The organism is Actinomycetota bacterium (assembly GCA_040754375.1).
Taxonomy (GTDB): Bacteria; Actinomycetota; Acidimicrobiia; order Acidimicrobiales; family AC-14; genus JBFMCT01.
The window spans coordinates 16,279-33,235 of the sequence record JBFMCT010000036.1; the positions used below are offsets into that span (position 1 = coordinate 16,279).

Here is a 16,957-nt window from a genome sequence, read left to right on the forward strand (position 1 = left end):
GGGCGCCTGGCTTCAGCCCGTGCTCGACTCGCTCTTGTCCAAGGGGTCCCACGAGCCGAGCCAGAGCAGGCCGTCGGGCTGGTCCTCGGCCAGCTTGCACATCTCGGTGATCTCCGCGGCCAGCGGCCCGAGCTGTTCGAGGCAGTCGTCGTGCACGTGGAAGGGGAACTCGCAGGCTCCGACCCGCTTGGGGGCGGTGCCCGCGGCTACCGGGCGGGCACACACCTCGCACAGCGGGTCGTCGAGGCCGTCGGCGCTGGCGCTACCGATCGGGTCTTCCATGGGCGCTCTCCTTCGGGTGGCGTCGGGCGGGGCCAGCCGAACTATTCAATGCACATCCCCGAGCTTATGTTCCGCGGGGGGCCGGGCCGGCGGGGACAATGTCCCCGGGGAGGTGGTCGTGGGCCTGCATCTGAGCGCCAACCGGGGCGAGGCGGCCCGGGCGTGGGCCCTGGTGGCCGCCCAGTTCGCCATCCTCGTCGCTCTGCTCGTGTGGTCCCCGGCCCCCGACTTCCGGCCGCCGCGATGGCTGCAGCGGGCGGCCGACTACGCCGGGGTGGCCGGTGCCCTGTGGCTGGTGCTGGGCCTGGTCTCGCTGGGCCGATCGGCAACCGCCCTGCCCCTGCCGGTGGCCCACGGGCGGCTCAGGACCGGCGGCCTCTACCGGCTCAGCCGCCACCCGATCTACACCGGCTTGCTGGCCCTGGGTTGGTCGTGGGCCGTGGGGGCGGCGGCCTACGGCTCGCTGGCCCTGGCCGCCGCCCTGACGGCACTGCTGTGGGCCAAGGCCCGGTTCGAGGAGGCTGCCCTGGCCCGCACCTACCCCGGTTACGTCGACTACGCCGAGCGGACGCCCCGGTTCCTGCCCCTCGGCTTCCGCCTGCGCCGGTCCTTCCCGCGATTGCCCGGAGCGGGCCGCGGGTAGGTGAACGGCGTACCGCAAGGGAGGTGCGAAGGTGGCTGACCAGCAGCGCCAGGAGCTCGTAGGAGTGTTCAGCAGCCAGGAGAGGGCCGACGCGGCCGCCCGGCGGGTGCGCGACCTCGGGGTGCCCGAGGAGCTGATCCACATGAACGGTCACGCCGACAAGGAGGCGGCCTTGCGGGGCGAGATGCGCGACGAGCTCGAACGGAGCTGGTTCAGCCCCCAGGCCGGGTTCCTTCTCACCAAGCGGGCCGTCAAGGGCATGTTGGTGGTGTCGCCCGTCGCCATCGCCCTGGGGATCCTGATCGCCCTGCCCTTTGCTTTCCTGCCGTGGGGCCCCCTGCCCTTGTGGGGGCGCCTGCTGGCCGTGGTCCTGCTGGGGTCGGCCTTCGGGGCCACCGTGGGGTTCATCATCGGGGGCGAAGCCGAGAAGGGGGCAGGTGCCCCCTTGGCCGCCGAGCGGGGCCCGGCTCTACGGGTGGGCGACACCCGGCCCGAGGTCCGTGAAGCTCTGGTGGCCGAGGAGCCTGTGAGGGTCGACGTCGTGACCGCTGCCGGTTCTCCTGTGGGTAACGTGACCAACGAGAGCGAGACCAACGACGAGGGCGTCTTCGAGGACCTCCGCCGGGCGTGGGACGAGCCCGACCGCGACGCCCACAACCGCCACGAAGACCTCTCCGACCGCTAGGGCCGCGACCAGGGCCCCGACCCCGCCATCAGCGGCCTCGGGGTTCTGGGACACTTTGGCACGTACACCTGTTGGGCACCTGGCGTGTAGGATCAGTGTATGGCCCGGGTCCGGACGAACATCGAGATCGAGGACGACTACCTCAGGGCGGTCATGGACCGCTTCGGCGTCCACACCAAGACCGAGGCGGTCGATCTCGCCCTGCGACACCTGGCCGGCCAGCCCATGAACCGTGACGAGGCGTTGGCCATGCGCGGCGCCCACGCCATCGTCGAGATCCCGGAGGACGCCCGGCCAACGGAGAGCTGATGATCCTCGCCGACACCTCGGCGTGGGTCGAGTACGACCGGGCAACGGGCAGCCCGGTCGACATCCGCCTCTCCGAACTGATCGCCGAGGATGGTCCCCTCGCCGTCACCGACCCCGTCGTCATGGAGGTGTTGGCCGGAGCTCGGACCGAGCAACGAGAGGCGGACCTCCGTCGGTTGCTCCTGCGGTTCGAGTTGCTCCGCTTCGACGTGGCCGCCGACTTCCACGGGGCGGCACGCATCTATCGCCGCTGCCGGCGGGAGGGCGTCATCCCTCGAGGACTGACCGACTGCATGATCGCCGCGGTGGCGCTGCGCACCGAGGCCATCCTCCTCGCCCACGACGCCGACATGAACCGCGTCGCCAAGGTGGTCGACATAGAGATGGACCAGGCCTCATACCTCATCGCTGGGGCGCGCCGGGCGTCGCCGAACGCCGGGTCCTCTGGGCCGAATTGAACGAACGGCCCGGCAACTGACGCGTCGACGTGGGACGCCTCTGCGATCATCTCGCCTAGTTCCGACCTCCAGCGGGCCTCGAGCCCACAGACCCGCACCGACCTCGGCCGTGCCAATCGCGAGTCCGCTGCGGCCAAGGCCCGCCTCGTTGCCCGTTCCCCCACGACGACCGCCTCCACGCCTCCGCTCCCGCCAAGCCGAGATCGAGGCTGCCCTCCTCCCCGACGAGGCCGAGCCTCGCCACCTGCGCCCGACCCGGCTCCGGCCCCCGACCGGCCGGGGCCTGAGACTGCACGACCCGGACCCGATATCGGAGCGTGGTGAGGGAACGCCGGCTCACCTCCGGGGATCCCGCCCTACGCTTCGACGGGTGGAGGTGGTTCGCATTCGCAAGCGAAAGCGGCCCGAGGGCGTAATGGTCTGGCGTGCCTACGTACTCGGCGAAGACCGCTTCGGAACGTGGCTCTTCACGCCTCAAGGCTCCATCGTGCGAGGGACATGCGACGGCGAGATCGCGTGCAGCTACGTGGGAGTCCCCGAGGAGCCGGGCCTCCACGTCCTTCACCTCGCACCGAACGACGGATGGTGGTTCGGGACGTGGACGATCGACGAACTCGGCCAACGGGTCGCCATCGACGTGTGCACGCCGCCCGTCCACGTAGACGGGGAATGGCACTTCGACGACCTCGAGCTCGACCTGTACCGCCGTGCGTCGACCCTAGGGGTGTTCGACGAGGCCGAATTCGCCGATGGATGTGCTGCCGGACACATCACCCCCGACGAGGCTCGCGCCGGCCGAGCAACGGCGTCTGACCTCCACGACCGGCTTCGCCATGGGGACGTGCTCTTCGACGCCGTTGGGTGGGACCGGCTGCAAGAGGCGATCGCCCTCGACGCCTTCCCCCTGACCGTCGAACTGAGCGACCTCGACCCTGAGAGTGAGGTCTGTTAGCGATCGTGCGATGGCCGGCAACCGAGTGCTCCGCCGCGGGTCAGCGGTCGTCCGGCGCCGTTCGGTGGTCGACCAGGAATTGCAGCAACACGAGGTCTTGCCACCGTCCGAACTTCGCCCCGATTTCGGGCAAGCGGGCCACTGATGCCGTCCACGGTTTGGGGTGTGTCGGTCCATTCGATCGTCGTCGTCGAGACAAAGGCGTTCAGGATGGACGCGATCGCAGCCGCATCGGTGTCAGCCGCCGGCCTTCATCGACGCCAGGTAGGGTTGCGACGTGTGAGACACCCCACGAGACCTGGGCGCATCGATCACGGCGCGTCGTCTTGGGGGCCATGACTCGACCACCGGGCGAAATCGCGGTACCACCGAGGTTGCGGGCCTCGCTGGATGGCACGCATCACGTCTGGCTTGAGCAGTTACCTCACCTCATCGGTCGCGCCTCGACGCGCTGGCGCCTGGTGGTCGGCCAGCCCTATGTCCCGGGAGGCGCCTCAGCGTGGGTGGCACCGGTGAGCCTTGCACTCGGCGAGTCACCGGCTGTGTTGAAGCTCGGACATTCCCGACAGGCCATTTCCGAAGAGGCTCAGGCTCTGCGACTCTGCAATGGCGACGGCATGGTACGGCTCATCGACCACGACGACGAACTCGGTGCGCTCCTCATCGAGCGCTGTAGGCGCGACGCTACCGCCGAGACCATGAGTAGCAAGCGTGCCATTCAGGTGGCGACGACCCTTCTCTCACAGGTGTGGATGCACGGTGCGAGCGGAGCCCAAGTGGATTCCTTGGCCGGCAGAGCACCTACGACGCTAGAAGGCATCGGTAGGGAACCGGCGCTGAGCGGTGTACGAGGAGCCGCGGTGGCCGGCTGGGAGTATCTTGTCTCCTCTTCCGCGGTCGACCTCCTCCATGGCGATTGTCATCCGCGTAACATTTTGATGATGGGTGGAGGTCAGTGGCGGCTGATTGACCCGAAGCCGTTCCTCGGTGACCGCACGTATGACCTCGCGCAGGTTCTCCTACACTTCGGAGATCCATTGGACGGCGCCCTTCGAAGCCGTGTGCGCTCGGTGGCCGCGTCAACGGGTGTCGACATGGAGGTGCTGAGATGCGTCGTCGCGGCGCGGTGTGCGGAGTGGGCCCTATGGTGCCGTGCCCGCGGGCTCGATGGCTCCGCTCGGTGGAACATCGCCGCGATTGAAAGCGTGATGTGTTGAGGCGGTTCACGGCAAGTTGGCACACCGTCATTGTGGTGACGTCCTTGCTGGCTCCACGGCGTGCGCCTCGTCTTCGACGAGATCGTCTTCTGCACCTCCGTTGCCCGCGTCACGTTGCACACGCTGATGAGCGAAGGGCGCGCTCGGACGTACCGGCTCTTCGTTCCTGAGGGGCTCCCCGACGATCCTCTGATGCCACTCGTGCTCGCGCTGCACGGCAGTGGGAACACGGTCGAGAGCTTCGTCGAAGCAACCCGATCGCTGCAAGGACGACCCGCCGTCGCCAGCGGAGTCATCCTTGGGCGACGGAACGCAGCCGCTGTTATGCCGGTGTTCGGGGGCACGGCACCGGGGACTCCTTCGGGTGCGCCTGCGAGACCCCTCCACCGTGGTGCTATCATTGGATATCACGGAGGTGCAGCATGCCGGACATCCTCATCCGAGACGTCCCCGACGACGTTGTCGCCGCGATCGACGCGAAGGCGCAGCGGGCCGGGCTCTCTCGAGCCGAGTACCTGAGGCGTGCGTTGTCGCGCGAGCGCACCGACGATCACGCTGGTGTGACGGTCGATGACCTGGCCCGCTTCGCTCACACCTTCGCTGACCTCGACGACCCGGAGATCATGGGCCAAGCGTGGCGGTGACGGCGTGGCTGATTGACAAATCCGCTCTGGTCCGCCTGGCTCACAGCGACGATGCCGAAGAGTGGGCAGCAAGGATCGAGCGAGGTCTGGTGCGGATCACGACTGTGACTCGGCTCGAGGTCGGGTTCTCGGCCCGGTCGGCCGAGGAGCTGCGAGTCAGCGCCGGACGGCCGCCCCTGGCGGCCATGCCGATCGAGCATCTGACGCCCTCGATCGAGGACCGCGCCGTGGCAGTTCAGGCCGCGCTGGCTGACCGGGGCCAGCACCGGGCGCCCTCCATCCCGGATCTCCTGAACGCTGCGACCGCCGAGCTCGCACAACTCACTGTTCTCCACGTCGATCAGGACTACGAGCTGATCGCCGACATCACAAGCCAGCCGGTCGAGCGCCTGCGGCTCAGGTGAAGGTGTCGGGCGGGTCCACCTCAACCGCTGGGGCCCAGCGGCGCTCAACCCTGGTGGTCAGCCAGGCCGGTGGACAACTGGCACGCCGCCGTGGGGAATGCGCCCCGCTGGTCTCACGTCGAAAGCGGTCACGAATCTCCCTCCCGAGCCGCCCCCAAGAATGGCTCGACGCCCGCCCGCAGGCCTCGAACGTTTCTCTGGGGCAGCACGCCCTCCCGAGGCTTGCCAGTGACAGCATGACAGTCCGGTAATCCGCTTCCGGAGGGGCGCGGACCGGCGGGGATGACGACGCCGGCTCCCATAACGCTCGGGCGCCAAGGGCCCTCGAGCGCATCCCCGAACGCCGGCTGCGGGACGGTCGCTCGGTCGCTTGTCAGGGTATCGAGTCCACGATGTGGAACGAGACGCCCTCGGTGCGCAGCGCATCCTCGAGCGGCTGCTGGCCGACGGCGACCTTGAGCAGCAGTACCAGGCGGTGGCGGCGGCATTGTTGCGGATCCGTGGTCCAGGCTCCAGGCCCTTCACGCGCGTACCCCCGCTGACCCGCGGTTTTGGGTGCGCCCCCGGCAGGACTCGAACCTGCGACCCGCTGCTTAGAAGGCAGCCGCTCTATCCAGCTGAGCTACAGGGGCTTACGAGAAGGCTACGTCTATCGGCCGGCGCTCTGGGGCACCAGGCCGCTGTGTATGTACATCTATGGTCGATAGCATGCATGTATGGCGAAACGCACGACGATCGAGATCGACGAGGAATTGCTGGCGCGTGCCAAGCGGGCGCTCGGGCGTTCGACCATGTCAATGGCCAAGTGAAAGTCCCCGGTGGTGGCCACCAGAAGTCCCCACCCCTCGGGGTGTGGTCAGAGGTTCTTCGGCCCTGGGCGTCCTCCCTTCGATCGGGCGTCCTTCATGCGGAACGACTCTCCTTCGGTGACCACGACGACGGCGTGGTGGAGCAGGCGATCGAGGAGACTGACGGCGGTGGTGTGCTCGGGCAGGAAGCGGCCCCAGTCCTCGAACGGCCAGTGCGAGCCGATGCCCAGGGACCGGCGTTCGTAGGCGCCGGCGACGAGGCGGAAGAACAGCTGGGCGCCGGTGGAGTCCAGCGGGGCGAAGCCGATCTCGTCGATCAGCACCAGGTCGGCGCGCAGGATCGACTCGATGACCCGGCCGACGGAATTGTCGGCCATGCCCCGGTAGAGGGTCTCGACCAGCTCGGCGGCGGTGAAGTAGCGGACCCGCAGGCCGGACTCGACGGCATGGTGGCCCAGGCCCACGAGCAGGTGGCTCTTCCCCGTCCCCGGCGGCCCCACGAGACAAAGGTTCTCCTTGGCCCTGACCCACTCGAGGCTCGACAGGTACTCGAAGGTGGCCGGCTTCACCGACGACGTGGCGACGTCGAACTCATCCAGCGTCTTGGTCACCGGGAAGGCGGCCTGGCGCAGGCGCTCACGGGCGTTGGAGGCGTCCCGGGAGGCGACCTCGGCGTCGATCAGGGTGCGCAGGAACTCCTCCGGCGACCAGCGCTGGGTCTTGGCCGTGACCAGCAGCTCGGCGGACAGCCGGCGCATGGCACCCAGGCGCAGCCGGCGGAACCCGGCGTCGAGGTCGGCCGGCAGTGCCGGCGGGGCGGCGCTCATGGCCGCTCCTCGCCGATGGCGTAGTCGCTCAGCGGCCGAGTGGGAACGCTGGGCAGGGCCAGCACCAGGGCCTCGCCCGGCGCCGTGGGCCGGGCCACGCCGGCGCCGGCGGCCAGGATGGAGCGCACGTCATGAGCCCGGAAGCGCCCGAAGGCGACAGCGCGCTCCAGGGCGGCGAGCAGCGCCGCCTTGCCGTGGGCGGCCTCCATCCCGGCCAGCTCGTCGAGGTCGCCGGCCAGAGAGGTGATGCCCGAGGCGGCGGCGGCCTTGATGAAGGACTCCGCCACCGGCCCCAGGGCGCAGAACGCCTTCTCGGCCGGCGTCTTGGGCCGCACCGGCCGCTGCGGTGCAGGTCGCGGGCCGCCGTAGTGGTCGTCGTCCACCGACGCCTCACCAGGGGCGACGAGGCGGTGGGTAGCCACCACGGCGCCCAGGAGGACGACCTGGACCTCGCCGTCGGCGACGCGGACCTCCACCTGCTTGCCGATGTGGCGGGTCGGCACCGAGTAGCGGGCCGAGCCGAACCGCACGCAGCTGAGGCGGTCGACCTTTCGAACCACCAGCTTGCCGATGCGGGCCCGCAGCGACGGCAGCTCCCGCAATAGCGGCGCCTCGACGAGCAGGCGCTCGGCGGGGACGGCGCAGATCTCCGAGTGCTGCGCGGCGTTCACCTCGGCGGCCCACGCCCGCCCGGCGGCGTTGGCCTTGGCCAGGTCGTCGACCGACAGCGCCTCGGGGACCATGAGGTCGGACTTCACGTAACCGACCAGGTTCTCGGCCAGCCCTTTCGATTCGGGATCGGCGCCCTCACAGAAATCAGGGCGGAAGGAGTAATGGTTGGCGAAGCGGACGTAGTCGGCCGTCGGCACCACCACCCCGGCCACGGTGCCGCCCTTGAGACAGCCCATACGGTCGCTGAGCACGGTCTTCGGCACGCCGCCCAGGGCCTCGAAACAGGAGGCCAAGGCGGCCAGGGTGGTCTCGGAGCGCTGGTTGTCGGCGAAGCAGACGAAGCGGGCCCGGCTCCAGGCCAGCACGGCGCAGAACACCGACAGCGACCCGATCTGGCCCCAGTCGATAACCAGCATGTCGCCCGGCGCCCACACGCCGGGACGACGGCCCCGGTGGTGGTCGGCGCGCCAGGCCTTCTTGGTGATGGCCACCAGGCGGCGGAAGTTGCGGGCCGAGCCGTCGTAGCCGGCGGCCCGGGCGGTCGGGAGCAGGCGCTTGGCCGAGATCAGCCCGTTCGTCTTCGCCACCCGCTCGGCCACGATGTCGGCGACGGTGTCGTAGTTGTGGGCCACGGCCGGCGCCGGGCCGGTGGCTTCGGCTTCGGCGGCGGCAACGGCCCGCCTCACGGTCTTGGGGGTGGTGCCGCAGAGCTTGGCTGCGGCCCGGTAGGAGCCCACCTCTCGGTAGGCGGCGTTCATGTCCATGCGTTCCCTCACTGATTTCATGGGGCGTCCCTCGGTCGGTTCGGTGTTGGGTAGACACCGCCACCGTCACCGGCCGGGGGACTTCACGGGTGGATGCTCAGCGAGGGGTGGGGACTTCTGGTGGCCACCAGCGGGGACCTCAGCTGGCCATAAGTGGGGACTTTCTCATGGCCACGGACACAGCCCCATCGTTCGTCTCGGTCTCGAATCGGAACTCCTAACTCAATTGTAGAGGCTCGCCAGCCGGAGCCGGTAACCCGACGGGCCATGACTACCCGCAGGTTTCCCGAGTTGCTGGAACGCGACAGAGCAGACCGGCCGAGCGGTCGCGTGTCGTCCATCCGCTCGGTCGGGATTACGGCGACCTTCCCCCATCCTCGTGCTATTCGTGCGGAGTAGCGATCGCAGGCGGTCCACCCACCCGGCTTCGGCACCTGTGCAGCGCGAGGTAACGCGCGGTAACCACGACGGGCGGACGGCGAAGCGATCTCGGGCGGCCCTGCTGCCACCGTACGCCGGTTACCGGGCGGCTTCTGGTCCGATCGGACGGGCGTTTGGCCCGTAGTCTGGGCGTCCCACAAACTGCGCTGGCTGTTGACACGCCGCCGCCCATGCTGGCCCACCCCACCTCCCGGCGGTGGAGTCGAGTCCTACGAGGCGCGCCGCAAACGCACCTGGCGGCGCATGAGCGTCGAACCTCGGACCACCTGACGGGATAACTTCAGGGATCGGTCAGACGAGAGGGATGACATGGGCACAACTGGTGACGAAGCGGCGCGAGTCGGACGTCGACGGAAGGTGTGGGTGATAGCTGTCTGCGCCTGGTTACTCATCGGTCAGCCACAGTTGGCCGGCTCACAGGATGTCGATGTCGACGAGCAGGTCGCTGTTTCGCAGATCGATCCGGTGGCGCACGAGGATATTTGCGAGCGTCTCCGGTCGCTGCAGACTACGGTCGGCGGGTTCCAGACCGTAGACATCCTCACTTCGATCGAGAAGCTTCTCGATTGTTCCCGCTTGATGCCATGGACAACGACGACAACATCAAGTCCTCCGCAGACAACGACCACCACACTGAGCCCGCCCGCCATGGCCGCATATGCCCACGTTCATGCCGGCGTTCTTGATCCGGCGCGTTCAAGGAATGTCGTTGCTGTAACGACGGCGCTGGACGCCAGTGGGCGGAGAATCTACTGCTTCGACCTTGGTTTCGTCCCTATAAACGCTCAAGTGACTGCCGAGGGTAGCGACGTAACGTCGTCGACGTCTTCCCGTGCATCAGTGAAAGGCACGCCGGTTATGGCAGAGCTTCCGTGTGGAGCCGATGCTGACGCCGCAGTCTCTTATCCGGACCCCGGAACGAACGCCGGAAGCTTCTACGCTGTCTTTCAGTGAAGGCGCTCTACTTCGGCACTAGCCGAGCGTGCGATAACGCCACCTGACGTATCCCGGAACGGGATGCCCTACAATCGCCTCAGTAATTCGGCCTTCTTGGCCTCGAACTCCTCCTGGCTAAGAACCCCTGCCTCCTTTAGTTCACCGAGCTGCTTGATCTGACCGATGATGTCCGGGTGGGCCGTACCGGCTGCACTTGGCGGCCCCGCCTTCGGCCCGCTGACGCGAGCGCGTACGACATCAACCATCTCCTTACCGTCATCCTTGTTCACGTTCTTGAGCTCAGTCTTGTTACCACTAGCGAAGATTGCGATCGTCCCAAGCGCTAGGCCAGTGCTCCACTGGACAGACGACACTTTCTCGAGCGGAAAGTCCTCGCTTCTCTTGGAGATGACTCCATCTTGCAGAAACAGGAGTCGCCGATCAGTGAGCACAATCAGCCCTGTTCCCGCACCATAGGCACCGGTCGTCATCCGCTCAACCGTTTCGCCCTCCCAAAGGTGCTCGGTGAGTCGCTTAATCTCTCGGCCGCCACCGAGCCTTGCGCGCATCTTGCTTCTGGCGGCGGCAATGTCCGGTCGGAGGGTTTCGGCCATCAGTCAGACTCTCCTTCGCCATCTGTTTCGTTCAAGTCTGGCACAGAGGGGCAGACCGTCGCGACTCGGGCGACTCCGCTTCAGCCACCCTTCATCGAGCGTGGTCTTGCCCCTCGCGTCAAGCCGGTCGAGATTCACAGCAGTCAGCTCGACTTCGACGAGACGTTAGAACACTCACCGATTGCTGCTGCTTCGGTGTACCGACACCCGATCGTGATCGTGTCACCGCCGGCCCGGCCGAACGTTTGGGTTGTCTGGGTCCCGCCAGCGCCAACCTACGGCCAAACCTCGGCGGCGATCGCCGGCGTTGGCGGCCGTACCGGCAGGTCGAAGTCCGGATCATCTTGATCCGTTCCATCAACCGCCCAAGCCCTAGACGGTGCTCGGAACCCGAGGTGGGCGTACGGACTTCGCATCCATCGCCAAACAACCTGGGACTCGCCTTGGATGCGGACGCCGTTCGCCCAGCGTGCCGTCGTCCGCCCGGCGTACAGCAGCAGCGGACCGCCGTCCGCAGGAAAGGGATACCAGGGGTCGTCGCTGCGGCGAATCGAGGCAACCGGCAGGTCGTCGGCCTCGGTCGTCACGCACCACACTGAACCACGTTTCTGAACCAGCGGGTCGGCATTCTGGCAGGCGACTCGGGGTATCCCCTGCCCCCTACCGACAGACCTCGATCAACCTCCCAACCGTCACCTACCGCCGGGTAGGTGGGACACACGCGATCCGCACGAGTTCGGCACAACCGTCGCGCTCGATCAACCGTCCCCCGTGCGAACGACCGAGGCGACGCTGGACGGTAGCGGGCGCGTGGTGGCGCTATGCAACCTCCCCAACGTCAGTCACTGTGGCCAGCGTCAACACTTCCCCCAGATACAGGTAGGAATTGAAGAATAGAAACCGTGCCTCGTCAATCGACACTTCGCTATGCACACCGGCACTGACACGATCATACAAGTCTGCAAGAGTCCGCCGAAGCTTGTTGCGACGAGAGTCGCTCTGCGTCCTCTCGCGGATGTACGCGTTCAGGCGGTTTCTCGTGTTGGCCGCGCCGAGCGCGATCTCCTCCCCGTTGACGGCCAATGCTTGATTGGTTGGTGGGTAGATCGCGTCTGCTACTGCATCTATAAGCCTCCGACAAGTTGTCAAGGCCTGGCTGACCGCCTCCTCGTCACCCTCGGAGAGTCGCTGGTAGATTGACTCGACCTTGGCGAGAGTGTCGCCGCTGAGCGGTGACAGCAGTACGTCGACCTGTTGACGGACGCTCTCGAATAGCTCCGCCTGTTTCGCGCTGAACGCCAGCTCGTAGAAGCGACTCACTGCGAATTGGTGGAGCAGCGCCAGGACCTTCGCCCGTGTGCCGGTGAACCTGCTGATAGCCGTCGCGATCCTCGCTTGAGCCTGCCTCGCCTGCGCTAGCGCCCCAATTAAGCCGTCGCCACTCAGGTTGGCTACTTGAGATGCGCTGAGCAAGGACTCGTGAGCGGAGATTTGCGCCTCCAGCTCGACGATCCCCTGCCAGTATCCTTGTTTGGCCTTCTCATCGAGCCAGCGCCCCGTCAAGCTCATATAGCGACGGCCGAGTTCACTGTCGTAGTAGCCATGGAGTTCCATCTCGAGCCATTGCTGAGATGTGCTGTCTCCCACTAGCCGAGCGAGGCGAGCCGCCTTAAGCACTAGCGCCGATATCGGGAAACGGGAGAGTTCGATATCATCCAGCAACTCTGTGGCCAGCTGCAGTGTGTGCACAGCGAGGCTCGTCGACACGAAACCACCATAGCCACGCCTCATGAGGTAAGGGCCTGCATTCCGGGGATGTCTGTCGCCCGCCAGCGAGAAGGGACCACCCTTTCGCCAGCGGCATGGGACAACCTTCGGGTCAGACGCCGCCACCTCCGGCGCTGCCAGCCGAGGTCATCGCTGCCTCCCGCGAGCGCTACGTGACCGCGTACGAGCGCCTCACGGGCCTGCGCTTCGCCGACTGGCCCGGCGTGCCGGGCGGGGCGTGAGACCGAGCGGGGTCCGAGACTGATCACCGCTGGCACCGGAGCCGGGCACGGTAACGGATCGACGGTTCCCGCGATCGGCTCCATCGGCTCGACAGATACAGATCGCCGGCGCTGCGCCCCGCCCTTGGCCTGGGCCCGTTGCTGGCGCTGCTCGGCCTGGCGCTGGCGCTCGGCGGCGGCATCCCGTGAGGGCGGCTTCCCCGAGTTCCCGGAGTTCTGGCGGAGCTGCCGCTCCAGGTCCGCCACCCTTTCCTCAAGGCGCTGGTTGGTCTGGAGAAGAGCCTCGATCGTCTCGGCCTGCGCCGACACGACGGCCTCCAGCTCGGCGACGCGCTGCTCGTGCCCGGAGGCCGAGGGCGCGTCGTGTGACATGTGCACACCTTCGCGACCACCCCGCGCGACCCTGCTTACAACGGTGAATTCTTCAGAGATCCGTGTCAGGCCGCCCGCTGACCTGAACACTTACGCCCAATCGCAGTCGCTTGTGAGCCCGATCCACTGGTTCCCCACGTCGGAAAGCCTCCCACGATGACCACTCTGAGGCATCGCGAAACTCCTGATCCGCTGCCATCGGGCACGGTCAACCGAACGACGGATATTCGTGACGCGCACCCGGCCCTTGGCCATTCCGAACATGCGCCCATGATGTGCAGCCCTCGCGGGCGGCTAAGACTGCCCCGTAGAACGCTGGCTGTGCACCACTCCGAGTCGGGTTAGCCAGGCCGCGGGAGGACGCCGCGGCGCTCGTGGCAGGCTCAGACTCCGGTCCGTCCGTCGAGAAGCTCCCGAGTCGCGTCGGCATGACCGGCATGCCGGGCTGTCTCTTCGATGAGATGAAGGAGGACCCATCTCAGGGTGATCCCTGGGTGCTTTGGATGGTCGCAGGGGTCAGCCAGATCAGCGGCGCGGACGATTTGATCCGTGCGATCGGCCCTTTCCCGATACGTGGCGGCCACGTCGGCAAAAGGTCGCTCGGTCGGAACCACGAACTCGCCTTCACTCCTTGAGACCGCCTGACCGTGAAGCGCTCCGTCGATCCAGCGCCACTCGAGGTGGGCGAGGTGGTTGACGATGCCGGCGATGGAGATCAGCTTGCCATCGGGCCGCCATCTCACCTGAGTCTCATCCAGGCCCTCCGCCTTGCGGAGGACCGCCTCCCGAAGGCATTGGAGCCAGGCAAGAAGCAGTTCTCGTTCATCGTCCGAGGGTTGCGGTAGCACCACGAGCACGACCGTAACGCCGTGCACGTGCGCCATGACGCCCAATTGCACGGGGTTTCCGTCGCAGTGGGTAACCGGCTTGGGGAGGCCCCGGGGAATTGCCGGCGCCTACAGGCCCACGTGCGTCATCCTGGCCCGGTGTACGAGCTCAGCGCAGATGTGTACGACCTGATCCACCGCGCCCGGGGCAAGAGCTACGCCGCCGAGGCCGCCCAAGTCTCCCGTGAAGTGCGAGCGCGTCACCCAGGCGCGGCATCGCTTCTCGATGTCGCGTGCGGGACTGGCAGCCACCTCCTACACCTGAGGAGGCACTTCTCCGTCAGCGGTGTCGAACTCGCGTCATCCATGATCGACGTGGCCCGAAGCCGTCTCCCTGATGTGGAGCTTCACGCCGGCGACATGCGAACCTTCGACCTGGGACGTCGCTACGACGCGGTCATCTGCCTCTTCTCGGCCATCGGCTACATGCTGCGACGTGAGGACCTCGACCTCGCAATGACGATGATGGCTCGGCATCTCAGTCCCGGAGGGGTCCTCGTGGTCGAACCCTGGTTTCACCCAGAGCGGTGGTTCGACGGTCACGTCGTCGCCGACGCCGCCAACGAGGCCGGTCTCGCGGTCGCCCGTGTGAGCCGGTCCACCCGTGACGGCAACATCAGCCGGTTCGAGTTCCGTTACGCGGTCGCCCGCCCCGAGGGCATCGAAACCTTCATGGAACCCCATGTCATGGGCCTATGGACGGTCGAGGAGTACAGCGCGGCGATGCAGTCGACCGGTCTCGCGGTCGAGCACGACCCCGTGGGCCTGATCGGTCGGGGCCTGTTCATCGGAGTCGCCCCGACGGGGTGAGCGGGCAGCTCTGCCTCGCACCTCTCCAGGGGTTGAGTCGGTCCGTCGCCTGGCTTGGTTTGTCGCGCGGTAGCCTTCGAGTGGCGCACCCAACGCCGAGCCTTGAGGTCCCGCTCCAGCCGGGCCTCGCCGGGCGAAGGGGGGAGGAGCCCCTCGGGTCGAAGTCGTCCGGCCTTTGCTGCTGCAAGGTGCTGCTGGAGAGCAGGTTGCGGATCAGCGGGGTGAGAGATGACTCGACGGCGAGACTTCAAGCGGTTGGTGCGTGGCCGCATGGAGGCAACAGGCGAGCCGTACACCGCTGCCCTCAGTGCGCTTCGCGGGCCGGACGCTCCTGCACCGTCGACCGAGCAAGGAGAACCGCCCATGACCCACACCGGGCCTGATCCGACCGCGGCGCCGAGCGCCGTCGAGGGGACCTCGATCCCCGTCCTGCCGGCCCGCGACATCCCCGAGACGTTGGCCCTCTTCGAGCAGTTCGGTTTCACCGTCCGCCACGACGAGGAGAACGACTACGCCATGGTTCGCCGGGGCACGATCGAGCTGCACTTCACAGCGAGCCCGGGCCTCGACCCGTGGAACGGCGCCGGGATCGCCTTCGTGCGCCTCAACGACGCCTCGGCGCTGTATGAGGAGTTCCTAGCCGCCGCGGCGGTGCCGCTCGTGGCCCTGCCGCGCTCGGAGCTGCGGCCCGCCGAGCGCCTTCGTGACGAGCTCCGAGCCAGGTGGGACGCCGGCAAAAGCATCGCCCGCATGGGAGAGCTGGTCGACCAGCCATGGGGGATCCGGGAGTTCCCGCTCCTCGACTGCAACAACAACCTGATCCGGTTCGGGGAAGTCCTGGGCTGACCGGGCGACCCCCCGGCCGTGGGGAGGTTGAGGGCTCTGAACAGGGCCACACGGGCTGTGTGTAGCGGGCCAGGAGCACGAAGTTGCCGGCGGATAGACGTCTTCGGCGCGGCGATGAGCTGCTCGGCAGCGGGCGTCGTCGGGCGAGGCGCTGGTGCGCGCCTGATTGCAACTGTCCCGTATGGCGGCTGGCGGATTGGGGCCGTTGCGTGCAAGGCGGCGATCGTGGAATCCGCGTCCGGCGCAACCGATGTCGCCATCCCCGCCTAGGTGCTCGTGTTGGCCTGTGGCCGGCCGGCTCGGGTGGTCTGGCGCAACGGCGTCGGTGGGGTCACGTGCGAGTACGGCGAGGGCTATGGACGGCGGTTCGTGAAGTGTCACCCGCCGACAGCGTCGACCTGGCGGCTGAGGCGACTCGGCTCGACTGGGCAGTACAGTTCGTCCGGGTCCCGGTGGTCGTCGATGCTGGATCGGATGATGATGGTTCCTGGATGGTGACGTTGCCCCTCGCCGGCGAGAACGCGGTGGCGAAGCGTCGGGTCGGCGATCCGGCCTCCGCCACCAGAGCGATTGGTGAGGGCCTCTCCGGGCCTTGCACGACACACTCCCCGTGGACTTGTGCCCCTTCTCGTGGTCGGCGGCCGAACGTTCGCCGACGCGCACGAGCGAGCAGAGACCGGACGAATCGACCCTGCCGAGTGGGATGAGCCGCACCGACCGCTCGACCTCCGAGCGGCGCTTGGCCTCGTCCGGGACATCCCCGCCGTCGACAAGCTCGTCGTATGTCACGGCGACACTTGCGCACCGAACACCCTCATCGACGACCGCGGGAACTGGTCGGGACATGTGGATTTCGGCAGCATGGGAATCGCCGACCGCTGGGCGGACCTCGCCATCGCCACCTTGAGCACGACATGGAGCTACGGGCCGGGCTGGGAGCAGTCAGTGCTCGACGCCTACGGGATCGAGGCCGACCCGGGGCCGCTACTACCGAGTGCTGTGGGACCTTGATCCGTGACCCGCAGCCTCAGACGTGACCACCGGGGAACACGACGCCTGATCGGCGGCACTGCCTCCTGGGCGCCGATAATCCCGGCTGGCCTCGGGTGTCGCCCGCCAACTGCATGGGACCACTTTGAGGTGAGTTTCGCCAGCAGCATGGGACCACCCTTTCGCCAGTGATGGGACCACGGTCGTAGACGGTCCTCAGCGGAGGTCGGGGGAAGGCCCCCCAGAACATGTGAGCAGATTCGGGTCCTGGCGGACACTCGGGTCCACGGGGTTGCATGGAGGCCCCGGCTGGTTCGGGGGGAGGCGAGAGGCTTGACTGAGGGCGGCGAACGGGTCGTGCCTCGGAAGTGTGAATGCCTCCTCCG

18 protein-coding genes, 1 tRNA gene and 3 pseudogenes are annotated in these 16,957 nt (G+C 67.4%); 14 read left to right on the top strand and 8 right to left on the bottom strand.

The features are described 5' to 3' along the window. Window positions 1-12: 12 nt before the first annotated feature. Window positions 13-282, bottom strand: a complete 270-nt coding sequence (locus tag AB1673_13670) for a hypothetical protein (GenBank protein ID MEW6155015.1) — start codon at window positions 280-282, stop codon at window positions 13-15. Window positions 283-400: 118 nt separating this feature from the next. On the opposite strand from AB1673_13670, the gene AB1673_13675 reads away from it, so the two are divergent. The 8 genes from AB1673_13675 to AB1673_13710 all read left to right on the top strand — a co-directional run bounded on the left by AB1673_13675 (window position 401) and on the right by AB1673_13710 (window position 5,594). Next, window positions 401-925 (top strand): isoprenylcysteine carboxylmethyltransferase family protein, encoded by a 525-nt coding sequence (locus AB1673_13675; protein MEW6155016.1) that lies wholly within the window; start codon window positions 401-403, stop codon window positions 923-925. A gap of 31 nt (window positions 926-956) precedes the next feature. Then, complete coding sequence (locus AB1673_13680) at window positions 957-1,610, top strand: hypothetical protein (GenBank protein ID MEW6155017.1); 654 nt, start codon at window positions 957-959, stop codon at window positions 1,608-1,610. A 99-nt stretch (window positions 1,611-1,709) separates the two neighbouring features. Further along, window positions 1,710-1,919, top strand: coding sequence for a type II toxin-antitoxin system VapB family antitoxin (locus AB1673_13685; GenBank protein ID MEW6155018.1), 210 nt, complete (start codon window positions 1,710-1,712; stop codon window positions 1,917-1,919). Further along, window positions 1,919-2,377 carry a PIN domain nuclease gene (locus AB1673_13690; GenBank protein ID MEW6155019.1) on the top strand — a complete coding sequence of 153 codons (459 nt, stop codon included), beginning with the start codon at window positions 1,919-1,921 and terminating at the stop codon, window positions 2,375-2,377. Before AB1673_13685 ends, AB1673_13690 begins: the two co-directional genes overlap by 1 nt. Window positions 2,378-2,747: 370 nt before the next feature. Next, on the top strand, window positions 2,748-3,329 hold the full coding sequence (locus AB1673_13695) for a DUF402 domain-containing protein (GenBank protein MEW6155020.1): 582 nt from the start codon (window positions 2,748-2,750) through the stop codon (window positions 3,327-3,329). A gap of 335 nt (window positions 3,330-3,664) precedes the next feature. Beyond that, a complete protein-coding gene (locus AB1673_13700) occupies window positions 3,665-4,546 on the top strand; it encodes an aminoglycoside phosphotransferase family protein (protein MEW6155021.1) in 882 nt (293 codons plus the stop codon). Between the two features lie 422 nt (window positions 4,547-4,968). Beyond that, window positions 4,969-5,190 carry a ribbon-helix-helix protein, CopG family gene (locus AB1673_13705; GenBank protein ID MEW6155022.1) on the top strand — a complete coding sequence of 74 codons (222 nt, stop codon included), beginning with the start codon at window positions 4,969-4,971 and terminating at the stop codon, window positions 5,188-5,190. After that, window positions 5,181-5,594 (top strand): PIN domain nuclease, encoded by a 414-nt coding sequence (locus AB1673_13710; protein MEW6155023.1) that lies wholly within the window; start codon window positions 5,181-5,183, stop codon window positions 5,592-5,594. Before AB1673_13705 ends, AB1673_13710 begins: the two co-directional genes overlap by 10 nt. 558 nt (window positions 5,595-6,152) lie before the next feature. Here the strand turns inward: AB1673_13710 and AB1673_13715 are convergent. Then, window positions 6,153-6,226, bottom strand: a tRNA-Arg gene (locus AB1673_13715). 84 nt (window positions 6,227-6,310) lie between these two features. On the opposite strand from AB1673_13715, the gene AB1673_13720 reads away from it, so the two are divergent. Beyond that, a complete protein-coding gene (locus AB1673_13720) occupies window positions 6,311-6,403 on the top strand; it encodes a type II toxin-antitoxin system VapB family antitoxin (protein ID MEW6155024.1) in 93 nt (30 codons plus the stop codon). 47 nt (window positions 6,404-6,450) lie between these two features. Here the strand turns inward: AB1673_13720 and istB are convergent, their stop codons facing one another. Then, on the bottom strand, window positions 6,451-7,230 hold the full coding sequence (gene istB / locus AB1673_13725; GenBank protein MEW6155025.1) for an IS21-like element helper ATPase IstB: 780 nt from the start codon (window positions 7,228-7,230) through the stop codon (window positions 6,451-6,453). Further along, window positions 7,227-8,687: an IS21 family transposase gene (istA, locus tag AB1673_13730; GenBank protein MEW6155026.1), complete on the bottom strand. Its 1,461-nt coding sequence runs from the start codon at window positions 8,685-8,687 to the stop codon at window positions 7,227-7,229. Before istA ends, istB begins: the two co-directional genes overlap by 4 nt. Window positions 8,688-9,416: 729 nt before the next feature. Here istA and AB1673_13735 point away from each other — a divergent pair. Continuing rightward, window positions 9,417-10,061, top strand: a complete 645-nt coding sequence (locus AB1673_13735) for a hypothetical protein (protein MEW6155027.1) — start codon at window positions 9,417-9,419, stop codon at window positions 10,059-10,061. A 68-nt stretch (window positions 10,062-10,129) separates the two neighbouring features. On the opposite strand, the gene AB1673_13740 is transcribed toward AB1673_13735, so the two are convergent. After that, window positions 10,130-10,657 (bottom strand): PH domain-containing protein, encoded by a 528-nt coding sequence (locus AB1673_13740; GenBank protein ID MEW6155028.1) that lies wholly within the window; start codon window positions 10,655-10,657, stop codon window positions 10,130-10,132. An 819-nt stretch (window positions 10,658-11,476) separates the two neighbouring features. Continuing rightward, window positions 11,477-12,424, bottom strand: coding sequence for a hypothetical protein (locus tag AB1673_13745; GenBank protein ID MEW6155029.1), 948 nt, complete (start codon window positions 12,422-12,424; stop codon window positions 11,477-11,479). Between the two features lie 116 nt (window positions 12,425-12,540). On the opposite strand from AB1673_13745, the pseudogene AB1673_13750 reads away from it, so the two are divergent. Beyond that, window positions 12,541-12,666, top strand: a pseudogene (locus AB1673_13750) (phosphoribosylaminoimidazolesuccinocarboxamide synthase). Window positions 12,667-12,792: 126 nt separating this feature from the next. On the opposite strand, the pseudogene AB1673_13755 reads toward AB1673_13750, so the two are convergent. Continuing rightward, a pseudogene (locus AB1673_13755) lies at window positions 12,793-13,038 on the bottom strand (DUF6444 domain-containing protein). Window positions 13,039-13,421: 383 nt separating this feature from the next. Next, entirely contained in the window at window positions 13,422-13,922 is a 501-nt protein-coding gene (locus AB1673_13760) for a DinB family protein (GenBank protein ID MEW6155030.1), read from the bottom strand. A gap of 102 nt (window positions 13,923-14,024) precedes the next feature. On the opposite strand from AB1673_13760, the gene AB1673_13765 reads away from it, so the two are divergent. The 3 genes and pseudogenes from AB1673_13765 to AB1673_13775 all read left to right on the top strand — a co-directional run bounded on the left by AB1673_13765 (window position 14,025) and on the right by AB1673_13775 (window position 16,599). Continuing rightward, window positions 14,025-14,735: a class I SAM-dependent methyltransferase gene (locus tag AB1673_13765; GenBank protein ID MEW6155031.1), complete on the top strand. Its 711-nt coding sequence runs from the start codon at window positions 14,025-14,027 to the stop codon at window positions 14,733-14,735. A 363-nt stretch (window positions 14,736-15,098) separates the two neighbouring features. After that, the gene (locus AB1673_13770) at window positions 15,099-15,581 is read left to right on the top strand and encodes a VOC family protein (protein MEW6155032.1); all 483 of its coding nucleotides are present in this window, start codon (window positions 15,099-15,101) and stop codon (window positions 15,579-15,581) included. Window positions 15,582-15,851: 270 nt separating this feature from the next. Beyond that, window positions 15,852-16,599, top strand: a pseudogene (locus AB1673_13775) (aminoglycoside 3'-phosphotransferase). The last annotated feature ends 358 nt before the right edge of the window (window positions 16,600-16,957 follow it).

Coding starts and splice junctions, on each gene's coding strand:
- istA (MEW6155026.1), bottom strand. CDS start 8,687: ATGAAATCAGTGAGGGAACGCATGGACATGAACGCCGCCTACCGAGAG.
- AB1673_13670 (MEW6155015.1), bottom strand. CDS start 282: ATGGAAGACCCGATCGGTAGCGCCAGCGCCGACGGCCTCGACGACCCG.
- AB1673_13735 (MEW6155027.1), top strand. CDS start 9,417: ATGGGCACAACTGGTGACGAAGCGGCGCGAGTCGGACGTCGACGGAAG.
- AB1673_13770 (MEW6155032.1), top strand. CDS start 15,099: ATGACCCACACCGGGCCTGATCCGACCGCGGCGCCGAGCGCCGTCGAG.
- AB1673_13685 (MEW6155018.1), top strand. CDS start 1,710: ATGGCCCGGGTCCGGACGAACATCGAGATCGAGGACGACTACCTCAGG.
- AB1673_13740 (MEW6155028.1), bottom strand. CDS start 10,657: ATGGCCGAAACCCTCCGACCGGACATTGCCGCCGCCAGAAGCAAGATG.
- AB1673_13760 (MEW6155030.1), bottom strand. CDS start 13,922: ATGGCGCACGTGCACGGCGTTACGGTCGTGCTCGTGGTGCTACCGCAA.
- AB1673_13705 (MEW6155022.1), top strand. CDS start 4,969: ATGCCGGACATCCTCATCCGAGACGTCCCCGACGACGTTGTCGCCGCG.
- AB1673_13700 (MEW6155021.1), top strand. CDS start 3,665: ATGACTCGACCACCGGGCGAAATCGCGGTACCACCGAGGTTGCGGGCC.
- AB1673_13690 (MEW6155019.1), top strand. CDS start 1,919: ATGATCCTCGCCGACACCTCGGCGTGGGTCGAGTACGACCGGGCAACG.
- AB1673_13720 (MEW6155024.1), top strand. CDS start 6,311: ATGGCGAAACGCACGACGATCGAGATCGACGAGGAATTGCTGGCGCGT.
- istB (MEW6155025.1), bottom strand. CDS start 7,230: ATGAGCGCCGCCCCGCCGGCACTGCCGGCCGACCTCGACGCCGGGTTC.